This is a genomic window from Streptomyces sp. NPDC088246, from assembly GCF_044741025.1.
Classification (GTDB): Bacteria; Actinomycetota; Actinomycetes; order Streptomycetales; family Streptomycetaceae; genus Streptomyces.
Genome location: NZ_JBIURV010000001.1, coordinates 463,972 through 477,203, shown reverse-complemented (window position 1 = coordinate 477,203; position 13,232 = coordinate 463,972). Strand labels below are relative to the sequence as shown.

At 71.0% G+C, this 13,232-nt stretch carries 13 protein-coding genes; 10 read left to right on the top strand and 3 right to left on the bottom strand.

Annotated elements, in window-relative coordinates:
* Positions 1 to 63 precede the first annotated feature (63 nt).
* On the top strand, positions 64 to 1,482 hold the full coding sequence (locus tag ACIPEK_RS02150) for an amino acid permease (RefSeq protein ID WP_401989688.1): 1,419 nt from the start codon (positions 64 to 66) through the stop codon (positions 1,480 to 1,482).
* On the opposite strand, the gene ACIPEK_RS02145 is transcribed toward ACIPEK_RS02150, so the two are convergent.
* Together ACIPEK_RS02145 and ACIPEK_RS02140 are read right to left on the bottom strand one after the other, a co-directional pair.
* Positions 1,472 to 2,107: a histidine phosphatase family protein gene (locus ACIPEK_RS02145; RefSeq protein ID WP_383072746.1), complete on the bottom strand. Its 636-nt coding sequence runs from the start codon at positions 2,105 to 2,107 to the stop codon at positions 1,472 to 1,474. The two genes, ACIPEK_RS02150 and ACIPEK_RS02145, sit on opposite strands and share 11 nt — an antisense overlap.
* A complete protein-coding gene (locus tag ACIPEK_RS02140; protein ID WP_401989801.1) occupies positions 2,104 to 3,531 on the bottom strand; it encodes an FGGY-family carbohydrate kinase in 1,428 nt (475 codons plus the stop codon). The genes ACIPEK_RS02145 and ACIPEK_RS02140 overlap by 4 nt, the downstream gene beginning before the upstream one ends.
* A gap of 160 nt (positions 3,532 to 3,691) precedes the next feature.
* Between ACIPEK_RS02140 and ACIPEK_RS02135 the strand changes: the two genes are divergently transcribed.
* The 8 genes from ACIPEK_RS02135 to ACIPEK_RS02100 are packed head-to-tail and all read left to right on the top strand — an operon-like array spanning position 3,692 to position 12,400.
* On the top strand, positions 3,692 to 5,119 hold the full coding sequence (locus tag ACIPEK_RS02135) for an ABC transporter substrate-binding protein (RefSeq protein ID WP_401989687.1): 1,428 nt from the start codon (positions 3,692 to 3,694) through the stop codon (positions 5,117 to 5,119).
* A gap of 3 nt (positions 5,120 to 5,122) precedes the next feature.
* Complete coding sequence (locus ACIPEK_RS02130) at positions 5,123 to 6,094, top strand: carbohydrate ABC transporter permease (protein WP_401989686.1); 972 nt, start codon at positions 5,123 to 5,125, stop codon at positions 6,092 to 6,094.
* Positions 6,091 to 6,921: a carbohydrate ABC transporter permease gene (locus ACIPEK_RS02125; protein ID WP_401989685.1), complete on the top strand. Its 831-nt coding sequence runs from the start codon at positions 6,091 to 6,093 to the stop codon at positions 6,919 to 6,921. Before ACIPEK_RS02130 ends, ACIPEK_RS02125 begins: the two co-directional genes overlap by 4 nt.
* Entirely contained in the window at positions 6,918 to 8,060 is a 1,143-nt protein-coding gene (locus ACIPEK_RS02120; protein WP_401989684.1) for an ABC transporter ATP-binding protein, read from the top strand. Before ACIPEK_RS02125 ends, ACIPEK_RS02120 begins: the two co-directional genes overlap by 4 nt.
* Positions 8,057 to 8,875: a DeoR/GlpR family DNA-binding transcription regulator gene (locus ACIPEK_RS02115; protein ID WP_382897904.1), complete on the top strand. Its 819-nt coding sequence runs from the start codon at positions 8,057 to 8,059 to the stop codon at positions 8,873 to 8,875. The genes ACIPEK_RS02120 and ACIPEK_RS02115 overlap by 4 nt, the downstream gene beginning before the upstream one ends.
* A complete protein-coding gene (locus ACIPEK_RS02110; protein WP_401989683.1) occupies positions 8,872 to 9,948 on the top strand; it encodes an ABC transporter ATP-binding protein in 1,077 nt (358 codons plus the stop codon). Before ACIPEK_RS02115 ends, ACIPEK_RS02110 begins: the two co-directional genes overlap by 4 nt.
* Positions 9,945 to 10,982 carry an NAD(P)-dependent oxidoreductase gene (locus ACIPEK_RS02105; RefSeq protein WP_401989682.1) on the top strand — a complete coding sequence of 346 codons (1,038 nt, stop codon included), beginning with the start codon at positions 9,945 to 9,947 and terminating at the stop codon, positions 10,980 to 10,982. The genes ACIPEK_RS02110 and ACIPEK_RS02105 overlap by 4 nt, the downstream gene beginning before the upstream one ends.
* Positions 10,983 to 10,996: 14 nt before the next feature.
* Positions 10,997 to 12,400: an FGGY family carbohydrate kinase gene (locus tag ACIPEK_RS02100; protein WP_401989681.1), complete on the top strand. Its 1,404-nt coding sequence runs from the start codon at positions 10,997 to 10,999 to the stop codon at positions 12,398 to 12,400.
* 49 nt (positions 12,401 to 12,449) lie between these two features.
* Here the strand turns inward: ACIPEK_RS02100 and ACIPEK_RS02095 are convergent, their stop codons facing one another.
* Positions 12,450 to 13,088: an anti-sigma factor family protein gene (locus tag ACIPEK_RS02095; protein WP_401989680.1), complete on the bottom strand. Its 639-nt coding sequence runs from the start codon at positions 13,086 to 13,088 to the stop codon at positions 12,450 to 12,452.
* Here ACIPEK_RS02095 and ACIPEK_RS02090 point away from each other — a divergent pair.
* On the top strand, positions 13,050 to 13,220 hold the full coding sequence (locus tag ACIPEK_RS02090; RefSeq protein WP_401989811.1) for a hypothetical protein: 171 nt from the start codon (positions 13,050 to 13,052) through the stop codon (positions 13,218 to 13,220). The genes ACIPEK_RS02095 and ACIPEK_RS02090 overlap by 39 nt on opposite strands.
* The last annotated feature ends 12 nt before the right edge of the window (positions 13,221 to 13,232 follow it).

Sequence of the window (13,232 nt, the reverse complement as noted above, 5' to 3'; positions counted from 1 at the left end):
GGGTGCGTGCTCAGACTGTGCGCGCACGTCCCCCCACGTCTCACTACCGAACAGAGCTTGTCCATGTCTCGGAATTCCGCGTCTCCCCCCACCGGCTCCCCGGTCGCCGTCTCCGACGCCAAGACCGATTCGGCGCTCACCCACGGGCTCAAGCAGCGCCATCTTTCGATGATCGCCCTCGGCGGTGTCATCGGCGCCGGACTCTTCGTCGGCTCGGGCGCGGGTATCGCCGCGGCGGGCCCGTCGATCATCATCGCGTACGCCGTCTCCGGGCTGCTGGTCATGCTCGTGATGCGGATGCTCGGCGAGATGTCGGCCGCGAACCCGGCCTCCGGTTCCTTCTCCGTCCATGCGGAGCGGGCGATAGGGCCGTGGGCGGGGTTCACCGTGGGCTGGGCGTTCTGGGTGCTGCTCTGCGTGGCCGTCGGCCTCGAAGGCATCGGCGCGGCGAAGATCGTCACCGGCTGGCTGCCCGGTACGCCGGAGTGGGCCTGGGTCGCGCTGTTCATGGTGGTCTTCCTGGGCACGAACCTGGCCTCGGTGAAGAAGTTCGGCGAATTCGAGTTCTGGTTCGCCGCCCTCAAGGTCGTGGCGATCACGCTCTTCCTGGTCCTGGGTGTGCTGGCGATCCTCGGTGTACTGCCCGGTACGGACGCCCCCGGCACCACCAACCTCAAGGGCGAGGGCGGCTTCATGCCGAACGGCTCCGAGGGCCTGGTGATCGGACTGCTCGCCTCCGTCTTCGCGTACGGCGGTCTGGAGACCGTCACCATCGCAGCGGCCGAGTCCGAGAACCCGGTGCAAGGTGTCGCCAAGGCCGTGCGGACGGCGATGTGGCGGATCGCGCTCTTCTACGTCGGCTCGATGGCGGTCGTCGTCACACTGGTCCCGTGGGACGACCCGAAGGTCGTGGAGGTCGGCCCGTTCTACGCGGCCCTGGACCACCTCGGCATCAGCGGCGCCGCGGAGATCATGAACGTGGTCATCCTGGTCGCCCTGCTCTCCGCGATGAACGCCAACATCTACGGCGCCTCGCGCATGGCCTGTTCGCTGGTCTCCCGTGGCCAGGGCCCGAAGCGGCTCGGCAGGATCTCCTCGGGCGTCCCGCGCCCGGCCGTCCTGGTCTCGTCCGTGTTCGGCTTCCTGTGCGTGCTGCTCAGCTACTGGCGCCCCGACGACGTCTTCCCGTGGCTGCTCAACATGATCGGCGCGGTGATCCTCGTCGTCTGGATCTTCATCGCCCTCTCCCAGGTGATCCTTCGCGACCGGCTGGAGCGCGAGGCCCCGGAGAAGCTCGTCGTACGGATGTGGCTCTTCCCGGTCCTGACGGTGGTGGCGCTCCTGGCCATGCTCGGCATCTTCGTCCTGATGCTGCGCGAGCCGGACACCCGTGACCAGCTGATGGCGTCCGGCGCCCTGACCGTCGTACTGGCGGCCATCGGTGTCGTACGGCAGCGGCGGTCCGTGGCCGTCAAGGGCTGACGTCCGGTGCGCACGGCACATTGAGGGAGAGCAGCGCACCGCCCTCCTCCCCGATCCGCACCTCGCTCAGGGCCGTGTTCCGCAACCGGGGGAAGACCCGGCGGTAGGCGCCCAGCGGAATCGACAGCAGTTCGCACAGCACGAGCCGCAGCAGTGTGTTGTGCGCGACGACGAGCACCCGCTGCCCCGGGTGCCCGTCCGCGATCCGGCGCAGCGCCATCGCCCCCCGGGCCGCCGCAGACCGGGGGTCCTCGGCGCCGGGGAAGGGGTGGGTCACCGGGTCGGCGCGGTACTCCCGGGCCCGCTCCGGGTGCTCGGCCGCGAACTCCGCCAGGGTGCGCCCCTCCACCTCACCGAAATCGCATTCGCGCAGGTCGTGTTCGCGCCGGGGGACGAGACCGAGCGCCCAGCACGCGGGCTGTGCGGTCTCGATCGCGCGTGTGAGCGTCGACGTCCAGATCGCGTCGACCGGGTGCCGGGCCGCCCACTCGCCCAGCTGCCCGGCCTGGCGGCGTCCTTCGTCGGTGAGGGCGATGTCGCTGACCCCGGCGTAGCGGTTCTCCGCGTGCCAGACGGTCTGACCGTGGCGGGCGAGCAGCAGGGTGGCGCTCGGTCGGGCGGTCATGGTTTCTCCGTTCGGGTACGGGCGTGGGCGGCGACCGGGCCGGGGAGCCAGCCGCGTCGCTCCAGTTCGTCCACCAGCGTGAGGTACGGCCCGGTGTATCGCGCGGTACGCGCCGGGTCGGGGCGCAGTACGTGCCGCAGTCGCACCATCCGGCCCGCCGCCTCCTGCAGCGTGGTCGTGGCCCGCGCCCCGTACGCGGCGAGGACGGCCATGCCGAGCGCCGGTTCGCTGTACCGCGGGATGTACACGGACCGGCCCAGGATGTCGGCGCGCAGCCGGCTCCAGTAGCCGCTGCGGACCGCGCCGCCGGTGAAGGTGAGCGGGCCGTACAGCGGGGCGCCGAGCAGGTCGAGGTAGTCGAGGCAGAGCCGTTCGACCAGGCCCACGCCGGTCAGCAGGGCCGCCCAGTGCTCGGCGTCGGTGGCGGGCTGGCCGAGCAGGAACCCGGTGGCCTCCGGCGCGACGAAGGGGAAGCGTTCGCCCGTGGCCACCAGCGGATACGCCACCACACGCGCCGGCTCGTGCTCGCGGGCCAGCGCGTCCATGCGAGCCGGGTCCGCGTCCGGGAAGGCGGCGGCCAGCGCCCCGCCGCCGGCCCCCGAGGCCCCGCCCGGCAGCCAGCTCCCGTCCGGAGCACGGTGGCTGTAGACCACCCCGGCCCGGTCCACGACCGGCGACGAGGTGACCCCCTTGAGGACCAGCGTCGTGCCGAGCACCGAATTCCAGGAGCCCACGGTGAGCGCACCGGAGGCGATCTGCGCCGCGCACCCGTCCGTCATCCCGGCCACCAGGAGCGTGCCCGCCGGAATCCCGGTCTCCGCCGCCGCCGCCCGCCCCACCTCGCCGATCCGGCGGCCGGGCCGCACCACATCCGGAAACAGCCCGTCCGGCAGGCCCAGCTTTCCGAACCTCCGGTGCGGCCAGGCGTCCCGCTCCAGGTCGTAGCCGGTCTTCAGGGCGTGGCTGGAGTCGGTGGGCAGAGGGGTTCCGGCGAGCAGCGCCAGGACCAGATCGGCCTGATGCATCACCCGTACGGAGTCGCCCGCTCGTCCCCCGTACTCCCGCAGCAGCCACATCACCTTGGGCAGCGCCCAGCTCGGCGGGGTCCGGGCCCTCGCCGCCTCGGCCACGGCGCGCCCGTCGTCGTACATCAGCCCCGGGGTCAGCGGCCGGCCGGCCCGGTCGCCGAGCAGAACGGTGCCGGAGGTGGCGCAGACGGCCAGCGCACGCGGTGCGGGGCAGTCGCGCAGCGCCTGGCGGCTGGCCGCGCACACGGCCGTCCACCAGTCGAGGGGCCGCTGCTCATGCCGTACACCGTCGCGTCTGCCCGCGAGCGGGGCGGAGCCGCTGCCGAGTATCTCGCCGCGGTCTCCTGCCACCACCGCACGGACGCTCTGCGTGCCGAGATCGATACCCATCCACATATCGGCCCTCTCTGTGAACTTCTCACTCTGCACCGAGAATTTCCGTTGCGCGAGGGATTGACGGCCAACTTCCGTTGTTCCAAGCTCTGTTAACCAGTCGACTCAACGTGTGAATGGGCACCGCCCCAACTCGTCTCCGGCCGGACCGTGGAGGTCACGGATGGACATGCACGCGCACGACCGGCGACGGTTCCTCGCCCTCGGCGCGGCGGCGGCCGCGTCCGCCGCCCCGCTGCTCACCGCCTGCGGCGCGGGCTTCGGCGGCGACAGCGGCAAGGGCGACGGCTCCGCGGCCGACGATGTCACCGGCTCCTTCGACTGGAAGCGGGCGAAGGGCAGGACGGTCAAGGCGCTGCTCAACAAACATCCGTACACCGATGCCCTGATCGCCGACCTGAAGGCGTTCACCGAGAAGACGGGCATCAAGGTCGAGTACGACGTCTTCCCCGAGGACAACTACTTCGACAAGCTCACCGTCGACCTCTCCAGCGGACGCGCCTCCTACGACGTGTTCATGCTCGGCGCATACATGGTGTGGCAGTACGGCCCGCCGGGCTGGCTGGAGGATCTCGGCCCGTGGATGCGCAACTCCTCCGCGACCGGGGCCGAATGGGACCAGGCGGACTTCTTCCCCAGCCTTCTCGCATCCGACCAGTGGTCGCTGAAGGCGGGCGCCCCGCTCGGGCAGGGCGGGCAGTACGCGCTGCCGTGGGGCTGGGAGACCAATGTCGTCGCGTACAACACCGAGGTGTTCGAGAAGCTCGGCCTGAAGCCCGCCGAGACCTTCGACGAGCTGCGCGAGGTGGCCGGGGCCATCACCCGCCGGGCGCCGGGTGCGGGCTTCGACGGGATGTACGGGGTCGCGGTGCGCGGCTCGCGCAGCTGGGCGACGATCCATCCGGGCTTCATGACGATGTTCGCGCGTAACGGGCTGAAGGACTTCACCGTCGAGGACGGCAGGGTGAAGCCCGCGATGAATTCCCGGGAGGCGATCGCGTTCACCCGGGACTGGGCGGAGATGGTCAAGAAGGGCGGGCCGCCGTCCTGGACCTCGTACACCTGGTACCAGTGCTCCAGCGACCTCGGCGCGAAGAAGGCGGGGATGCTCTTCGACGCGGACACCGCTGCCTATTTCCAGGCGGTGAAGGGGGCGTCCCCCGCCTCCGGGAAGATCGCCTTCCACCCCGGCCCCAAGGGCCCCGACGGCTCGCTCGCCACGAACATGTGGATCTGGTCGCTCGGCATGAACGCCAAGAGCCGCAACAAGTCCGCGGCCTGGCTCTTCCTCCAGTGGGCGACCGGCAAGGAGCATCTGCGCAAGGGCGCGATCGAGTACAACCACATCGATCCGGTACGGAAGTCGGTCAGTCAGGACCCCGCGTACAAGGCCAGGATGCGGGCCATCCCCGGCTTCATCGAGACGTTCGAGACGGTCGTCGACCAGACGAAGATCCAGTTCACCCCGCAGGAGCAGTTCTTCGACGCGACGACCAGCTGGGCCGCCGCGCTCCAGGAGATCTACGGCGGGAAGAACGCCTCGTCCGTGCTGAACTCTCTGGCCGGCGATCTGGCGTCGAAGGTCGGCTGACCGATGTCAGGACGCGCGTCGCCCGTGCTGGAGGCCGACCACGGGGCGGCCTTAGGCACGGGGGCCGGGAAGCGTGCGGTGCGGGCGGTACCGGCATGGCGCCGCTCGCTGCGGCCGTACCTTCTGATCGTGCCCGCGCTGCTGCTGACCGGCGGCATCCTCTATCCGTTCGGACTCGGCCTCTATTACACGGTGTTCGACTTCGCGGCGAGCAAACCGCAGCCGGACCTGGTGGGCATCGAGAACTACCGGCGGATCTTCACCCAGTCCTCGTTCTGGGACTCGGCACGGGTGACGGTGGCGTACGCGGTCGGCGCGGCGGCCGTCGAGACGGCGCTCGGGGTGGCCGTGGCCCTGCTGCTGCACCGGGCGAGCTTCGTGGGACGGGTGCTGGAGAAGGTCCTGATCCTGCCCCTGATGATCGCGCCGGTGATCGCCGCGATCATATGGAAGCTGATGCTCCAGCCGTCGGTCGGCGTCATCAACCACCTCCTGGAACCGTTCGGCCTCGGCGGTGTGCAGTGGACGGACACCCCGACGGGCGCCCTGCTGTCGTCGATCGCCGTGGATGTGTGGGTCTACACACCGTTCGTCGCGATCCTCGCGCTGGCCGGTCTGCGCTCGCTGCCCGCCTCGCCCTTCGAGGCGGCGGCCGTTGACGGGGCGGGCTGGTGGTTCACTTTCCGGCGCCTCACCCTGCCGATGCTGTGGCCGTACGTCCTGGTCGCCGTGATCTTCCGGTTCATGGACTCGCTGAAGGTCTTCGACATCATCTACGCGCTGACCGAGGGCGGCCCCGGTGACTCGACGATGGTGCTCCAGATCCGGGCCTATCTGGAGGCGATCCGCTTCCAGCGCTACTCGTTCGGGATCAGCTACATGGTGGTGCTCTGGGCCGTGGTCTACCTGGTCACGATGGTGCTGGTGCGCTATCTCGGCCGGATCCAGAACCGGGCGGCGGAGGTGCCGGGATGAAGCGCAGGGTGCTCGCCGTCGCCGCCGACCTGGCGCTGATCCTCTACTTCGTCTTCGCACTGTTCCCGGTCGCCTGGATGGTGATCCTGTCGCTGAAGCCGACGAACGAGCTGTTCAGTACGTACTTCTCGTTCACCCCGACCTTCGACTCCTACCGCACGGTCCTCGGCGCCGGGGACGACCAGGGCGTGCCGTTCGTGCGGTTCTTCGTGAACAGCCTGGTCGTGTCGGTGGGCGCGGTCGCGCTGTCGCTGGTGATCGGGCTGCCCGCCGCGTACGCCGCTGCGCGGTGGCGGTTCCGCGGCTCGGAGAACCTGATGTTCACCCTGCTCTCGTTCCGCTTCGCTCCCGAACTCACCGTCATCATCCCGCTGTTCGTGCTTTACCAGAAGCTCGGAATCTTCGATACGTATGTCGGCATGGTGTGGGTGCTGCAGCTGGTGACCCTCCCGCTGATCGTCTGGATCATGCGGTCGTACTTCTTGGACCTCTCCCCCGAGCTGGAGCAGGCGGCGCTGCTGGACGGCTACACCCGCAAGCAGGCGTTCTTCAAGGTCGCGCTGCCGCTGGTGAAGCCGGGGATCGCGGCCGTCTCGCTGCTGGCGTTCATCTTCGCGTGGAACAACTTCGTCTTCCCGCTGATCCTCACCTCGTCGAACGCGCAGACGGTGACGGTCGGCGCGCTGTCCTTCCTCGGCGGCGACCGGCCCAAGTACAACCTGACGGCCGCGGCGGCCCTGGTCTCGGTGATCCCGCCGCTGCTGCTGGCGCTCACCATCCAGCGCTACCTGGTGCGCGGCCTGTCGTTCGGGGCGGTGAAGTCGTGACCGGCCCCGCAGCCATCGCGCTGCGTTCCCTGCACAAGAGGTACGGGAAGAACACCGCGCTCGACGGCCTGGACCTGGAGGTGGCCGAGGGTGAGTTCTTCTGTCTGCTCGGCCCGTCCGGTGCCGGGAAGACGACCACGCTCAAGACGATCGCGGGCCTGGAGGCGCCGGACTCCGGTGCGGTCGAGCTGGGCGGGGCGGACATGGCGGGCGTGGAGCCGTACGACCGGGGCGTGGCCATGTGCTTCGAGTCGTACGCCCTCTATCCGCACCGCACCGCGTACGACAATCTCGCGTCCCCGCTCCGCTCGCCGCGCCACCGCCTCCCCGCGCACGAGGCGCGCGAGCGGATCGGGGACATTGCCGAACTCCTCGGTATCGGGGCCCTGCTGGACCGTCCGGTGGGCCGGCTCTCCAACGGTCAGCGGCAGCGGGTGGCGCTCGGCCGGGTGCTGGTGCGGCCGGCCCGGGCGTTCCTGCTCGACGAGCCGCTGTCGCATCTCGACGCGAAGCTGCGGCAGGCGATGCGCGCGGAACTGAGGGCGATCGGCTCCATCCGGCGCACGACCACGCTGTACGTCACCCACGATTCGGTGGAGGCGCTGGCGCTCGGGGACCGGATCGGGGTGATCAGGGACGGCCGCATGGTGCAGACCGGCACCCGCGAGGAGCTGTGGCACCGCCCGTACGACACCTTCGTCGCCCGGTCCTTCGGCAGACCCCGGATCAATCTGCTGCCGGGAACGGTGACAGCCGAGGGGCACTTCCGGTCGCCGGACGGGGTGTACGAGCTGCCGCTGACGGTGCCCGCGGCGCCGGGCACCGCGGTCCAACTGGGCGTACGGCCGAGGGACATCGCTCCCCTGGGGCCCGGCGAGGGCTCAGGCGTGGAGCCGGCCGGCACCGGCAAGGGCCCGGCCCTGGAGCTGACCGGCACCGTTCACGTCACCGAGCTGCTGGGCCGGGCCACCGAGGTCACGGTCAGGATCGGCGGGCAGCAGCTGTCCCTCGTCGTCCCGCGCGCCGACGCGGCGGGCCTGAGACCCGACCGTCCGGTCCGGCTCTCCGTACCGCCTGAGAGTCTGCTGCTGTTCGAGGCCGACCGGCCGGCACGTCCAGGACGAAGGATCAGCACGTGAGCAACGTTCCGCAGCGGGGCCCCGCCCCGCGCCAGGCATCCATAGCCGAGTACGTCCTCGCGCAGGGCGAGGTGAGCGCCGCCGAACTGGCGGAGCGTTTCGATGTCAGCCTGATGACCATCCACCGCGATCTGGACGAGCTGGAACGGCAGGGCATCGTCCGCAAGTTCCGCGGCGGTGTCACCGCCCAGCCCTCCGGCGTCTTCGAGTCGAACGTCTCCTACCGGCTGAAGACGATGCGCGCCGAGAAGGCCGCCGTCGCCGAACGGGCCCTGCAGCTCATCGAGCCGGGCATGGCGGTGATGCTCGACGATTCGACGTCCACGCTGGAGATCGCGCGCAGGCTGCGCTCCATCACGCCGCTGACCGTCGTCACCAATTTCCTCGAAGCGATCAACCTGCTGTCGCAGGAGCGCGGCATCCATCTGATGGGACTCGGCGGCGACTTCGACCCGCTGCACTCCTCGTTCCTCGGCGTCTCGTGCGTGGAGGCGGTGCAGTCGCTCCAGGTCGACATCTGTTTCACCTCCACCTCCGCCGTGTCCGGCGGTTACGCCTACCACCAGGAGCAGCACATCGTCTCCGTCAAGCGGGCGATGCTCGACTCGGCGAGCCGCAATGTGCTGCTGCTCGACCACTCCAAGCTGGGCCGGGTGGCCCTGCACCGGCTCGCCCCGCTCTCCCGCTTCGATCTGCTGCTGGTCGACGACGGGGCGTCCGACCGGGCACTGCGCGAACTCGACGAGCACAAGGTGCCCTACGAGGTCTGCGGCACCGGCCGGGAACCCGGAACGGGAGGCGGCGATGACGGGTGACTGAACTGACCCTGCGCGCACTGCGCAAGACCTACACCGGACGCGGCCGGGCGGCCGTCGAAGCTGTCCGCTCCATCGACATCGAGCTGCGCTCCGGCGAGCTGCTGGGGCTGCTCGGCCCGTCCGGCTGCGGCAAGTCCACAACGTTGCGGATGATCGCCGGACTGGAGTCGGTCACCGACGGCGACATCCTCATCGGCGGCTCGTCCGTGGTGCCGCTCCCGGCCCGACAGCGCAATATCGGGGTGGCGTTCGAGAACTACGCCCTGTATCCGCCGCTGACCGTCGCGGAGAATCTCGGCTTCGGACTCTCCGCCCGGCGCCGGTACGGGCGGGCCGAGATCCGCCGCCGGGTCGCGGACATGGCCGAACGCATCGGGATCACGGACCTCCTGGGCGCCCGGCCTGCCGGACTCTCCAGCGGCCAGAAGCAGCGGGTCGCCCTGGCCCGCGCCCTGATCCGCACCCCCGACGTGCTGCTCCTCGACGAACCGCTCTCCCATCTGGACGCAGCCCAACGGGACACCACCCGGCGTCAGTTGAAACGCATCCAGCGGGACAGCGGCCACACCACCATCCTCGTCACGCATGACCAGGAGGAGGCGCTGTCGCTCGCCGACCGGATCGCGGTGATGCGGGACGGCGAGATCCAGCAGCTCGGCACGCCCGAGGAGATCTACGACGCCCCGGTGAATCTGTTCGTCGCCGACTTCGTCGGGGAACCGGCGATCAATCTGCTGCCGGGGACGGCCGACGGGGCGGGTCGGGTGCGCCTCTCGGACTCCGTGCGCATCCCCGTACCGCAGCGGCCCGCGGCGGGGCGAGCGGTGGTGCTCGGCATCCGCCCGGAGGACCTGTGCCTGGACGACACGGGTGTACGGGCCCGGGTCGCCGCCCATGAACCCCTGCTGGAATCCGGCATCGCCACGCTCTCGCTCGACGGGGTGACGAAGCCGCTGGTCGTCGCGACCGGTCCGGAGGTACGGCTCGACCGCGACGACACCGTACGCATCACCGCCGATCCCCGGCACATCCATGTCTTCGACGCCCGGACAGGAGACGCTCTGCGATGACCCGCCCCATGACGGTCCGCCCCGCGACGAGGATTCTGGTCGCCGGTGACCATTTCGTCCGCAACTCCCTGATCGCCGGGGCCCTGCACCACGCTCTCGGCCCGGAGCACCATCTCACCGAACTCACCCTCCCCTGGCCCCTGGAGCCCTTCGGCAAGGTCGCCGAGGTCGACGAGGCGAGCGACGCCGAGGACGCACTGATCCGCGCCCTGGACGGGGTCGAGGTGTGCGTGACGCAGATGGGCCCGTTCACGGAACGGGTCCTGGCCGCCGCACCCGATCTGCGGCTGGTCGTGGTCTGCCGGGGCGGCCCGGTCAATGTGAACGCGGCCGCGGCACGGGCCCGGGGTGTGCGGGTGTGCTTCGCGCCCGGACGCAATGCGGCGGCGACCGCCGAGTTCACCGTGGGACTGATGCTCTGTGCCCTGCGCCGCATCCCCGAGGCCCACCGCTCCCTGGCCGCCGACGGCCGCTGGGACGCCTCCCACTACACGTACGAGAACTGCGGCCTGGAGCTGGAGGACACTCCCGTCGGCCTGATCGGTTACGGCGCGGTCGGCAGCCGGGTGGCCCGGGTCCTCTCCGCGTTCGGCGCCGAGGTCGAGGTGTACGACCCGTATGTGCGAGGCGACGTCCACGGCATGCGCGCCACCTCGCTGGAGGCGCTCCTGGACCGCTCCCGCGTCCTCACCCTGCACGCCCGGCTCACCCCGGAGACCCGGCATCTCATCGGCGCCCGCGAACTGGCCCTGCTGCCGCGTGGCGCGGTCCTCGTGAACGCGGCCCGGGGCGGGCTGCTGGACACGGACGCGCTGTGCGACGCCCTGGACTCGGGGCAGTTGCGGGCCGCGGCGCTCGACACGTACGAGCAGGAGCCGCCCCCGCCCACGTCACGGCTCTTGCGCACCCCGCGTCTGCTGATGACCCCGCATGTGGCGGGCGCCAGCCGGTCGGTCGCGCAGAAGGCGGCCCGGATCGCCGCGGCCGAGGTGGCGCGCTATGTGCGGGGCGAACCGCTCGCCCACGCGCTGTGAGGGGAGCCTGTCCCATGACGAGGTACATCGGCGTCGATGTCGGCACATCCATGGTGAAGGCCGCGGCCTTCGACCCGCGGGGCCGCACGCTGGCCGTCGAGTCCCGCCCGGTGGGGCTCACGATCCGCGGCGGTTTCGTGGAGCAGGACATGGACGAGGTGTACGGGGCGGTCTGCGAGGTCCTGGCCGCGCTGGGCTCCGACGGCGTCGCGTTCGCCGGCCTCACCGGTCAGGGCGACGGCGTCTGGCTGGTCGACGCGGCGGGCCGGCCGGTGCGTACGGCGATCTCCTGGATGGACGGCCGAGCCCATGAACTGGTCGACGCCTGGCTGGCGTCCGGTGTCTTCGGAGCCGTCTACCGGCGCACCGGCAGCGCGATGTTCCCGGGCTGTCCGGGCCCGGTGCTGGCCTGGCTCGACCGTCATGACCCGGCCTCGCTCGACGCGGCGACGACCGCCCTGTACTGCAAGGACATGGTGTTCCAGCGTCTGACGGGGGTCCGGGCCACGGATGTCTCCGATGCGTCGATGCCGTTCCTGGACCCGATGACCCGTATGTACTCCTCGGATGTCGTGGCCGCGCTCGGCCTCGGCCACCGGGCCTCGCTCCTCGCCCCGGTCAGCGATCCGGTCGCCACTGCCGAACTCCCTTCCGGGGTACGGATATCCAACGGCCCGTACGATCTGCCGGCCTCCGCCCTGGGCGCGGGCGTCACCCGTCCCGGCGACGGTCTGCTGATCGTCGGCACCTGCCTGGCCGCGCTGGTGGCCACGGAGCGGCTCGATCTGGACGGCGAGCCGGCGGGTCTGCACATCTCCACCGACCGCCCGGGCCACTGGCTGCGCGCCATGCCCGCGATGGTCGGCACCGCGGCCCTCGACTGGATCCTGGCCACCACCGGCGTACGCCACACTGAGGTCGACTCGCTCCTCGCCGCCACCCCGCCCGGCGCGAACGGTGTCCACGTGCTCCCCTATTTCGCCCCGTCCGGTGAACGCGCGCCGTTCGTCGAGCCGCGCCTGCGGGCCGAGTTCACGGGTGTGTCCCTGGAGACCACCCCGGCGGATCTGATCCGCGCGGTCTGCGAGGGCATCGGTTTCGCCGCCCGCCACTGCCTGGAGGCCGCGGGCCTCACCGGCACCCTCGCCCTGTGCGGCGGCGGCACCCGCTCCCCTGCCTGGATGCGACTGTTCGCCGATGTGCTGGGCCGGCCGGTCCGGATCGTGGAGGGCGAGGTCGGTGCGCGGGGCGCGGTGCTCGCGGCGGCGCGGCGCTTCGGTGCGGAGCTGGACACGGCTGCCTGGACGGCCCCGACGACGGTCGTCGGACCGGACCCGGAGCGGGCGGTGTTCTATGCGAAGGCGTACCAGGACCATCTGGCCCGGCTCGCCGCGGCCCGTAGGCGCGCCCGCGCATGAGCACTCGTTCCCGGTTCCAGGACACGGACCGCCGGCCGATCCCCGCCCCTCAGCCGTGGGGCTGGTTGAAGGTGGCACTTGCGAGCAGGGAGCCGTCCGCGTTGAGCAGGCGGACGCCGGTGACCGGTGACGTGCCTGCGAGGTAGGGCCCACCCCAGGAGCCGTAGCCGTGGCCATTGAGCGTGAAGGAAGCGACCTTGACGATGGAGCCGTCGGCCCGCTGCAACTGGCAGCGGACGGTGCCGGGGTGCCCGTCGGCGTCCACCGCCATGTACAACCAGGGCGAGGGCCCGGTGTAGAGGTAGGCCTGCCCGAACGACTGGCCCGCGTGGGCGAGTGGGGCGGTGAGCAGCCGCGGTTGCACCGGGGAGACGATGGGCGCGACCGGGACCGGACGACCGACGGATGCGCCAAGCACCCAACCGCCGCCACCGAGGGCGAGGCCCGCTGCCGCTGCCGCCCCAGCGAGGGCGAACCGCCGCCACTGCACACGCCGGCGCGGCCGTCGCCCGGAGGAGAGCCCGAGCCGGTCGATCACCCTGTCCTCGAAGCCGACCGGCGGTTCGCTGCCCGGGACAAGATCCAGCAGCGCGTCCGACGTGGCCGTCAGCTCGTGGACGTATTCGCGGCAGGCGGGGCAGTGCTCCAGGTGTCCCATCACCCCGGCCCGGTCCTCGGCGGACAGCACGCCGAGCGCCAGCTCCGCGCCGATCTCCCGGAGCTGTTCGCCGCCGCTCTCGATGCGACTCTGCCCTGGCAGCGGCGCCGCATCGCTCCGTCCTCGGCCGCAGGAGAGACGAGTCCTGGTCCGAAGGGCTGATCACCTTCGACC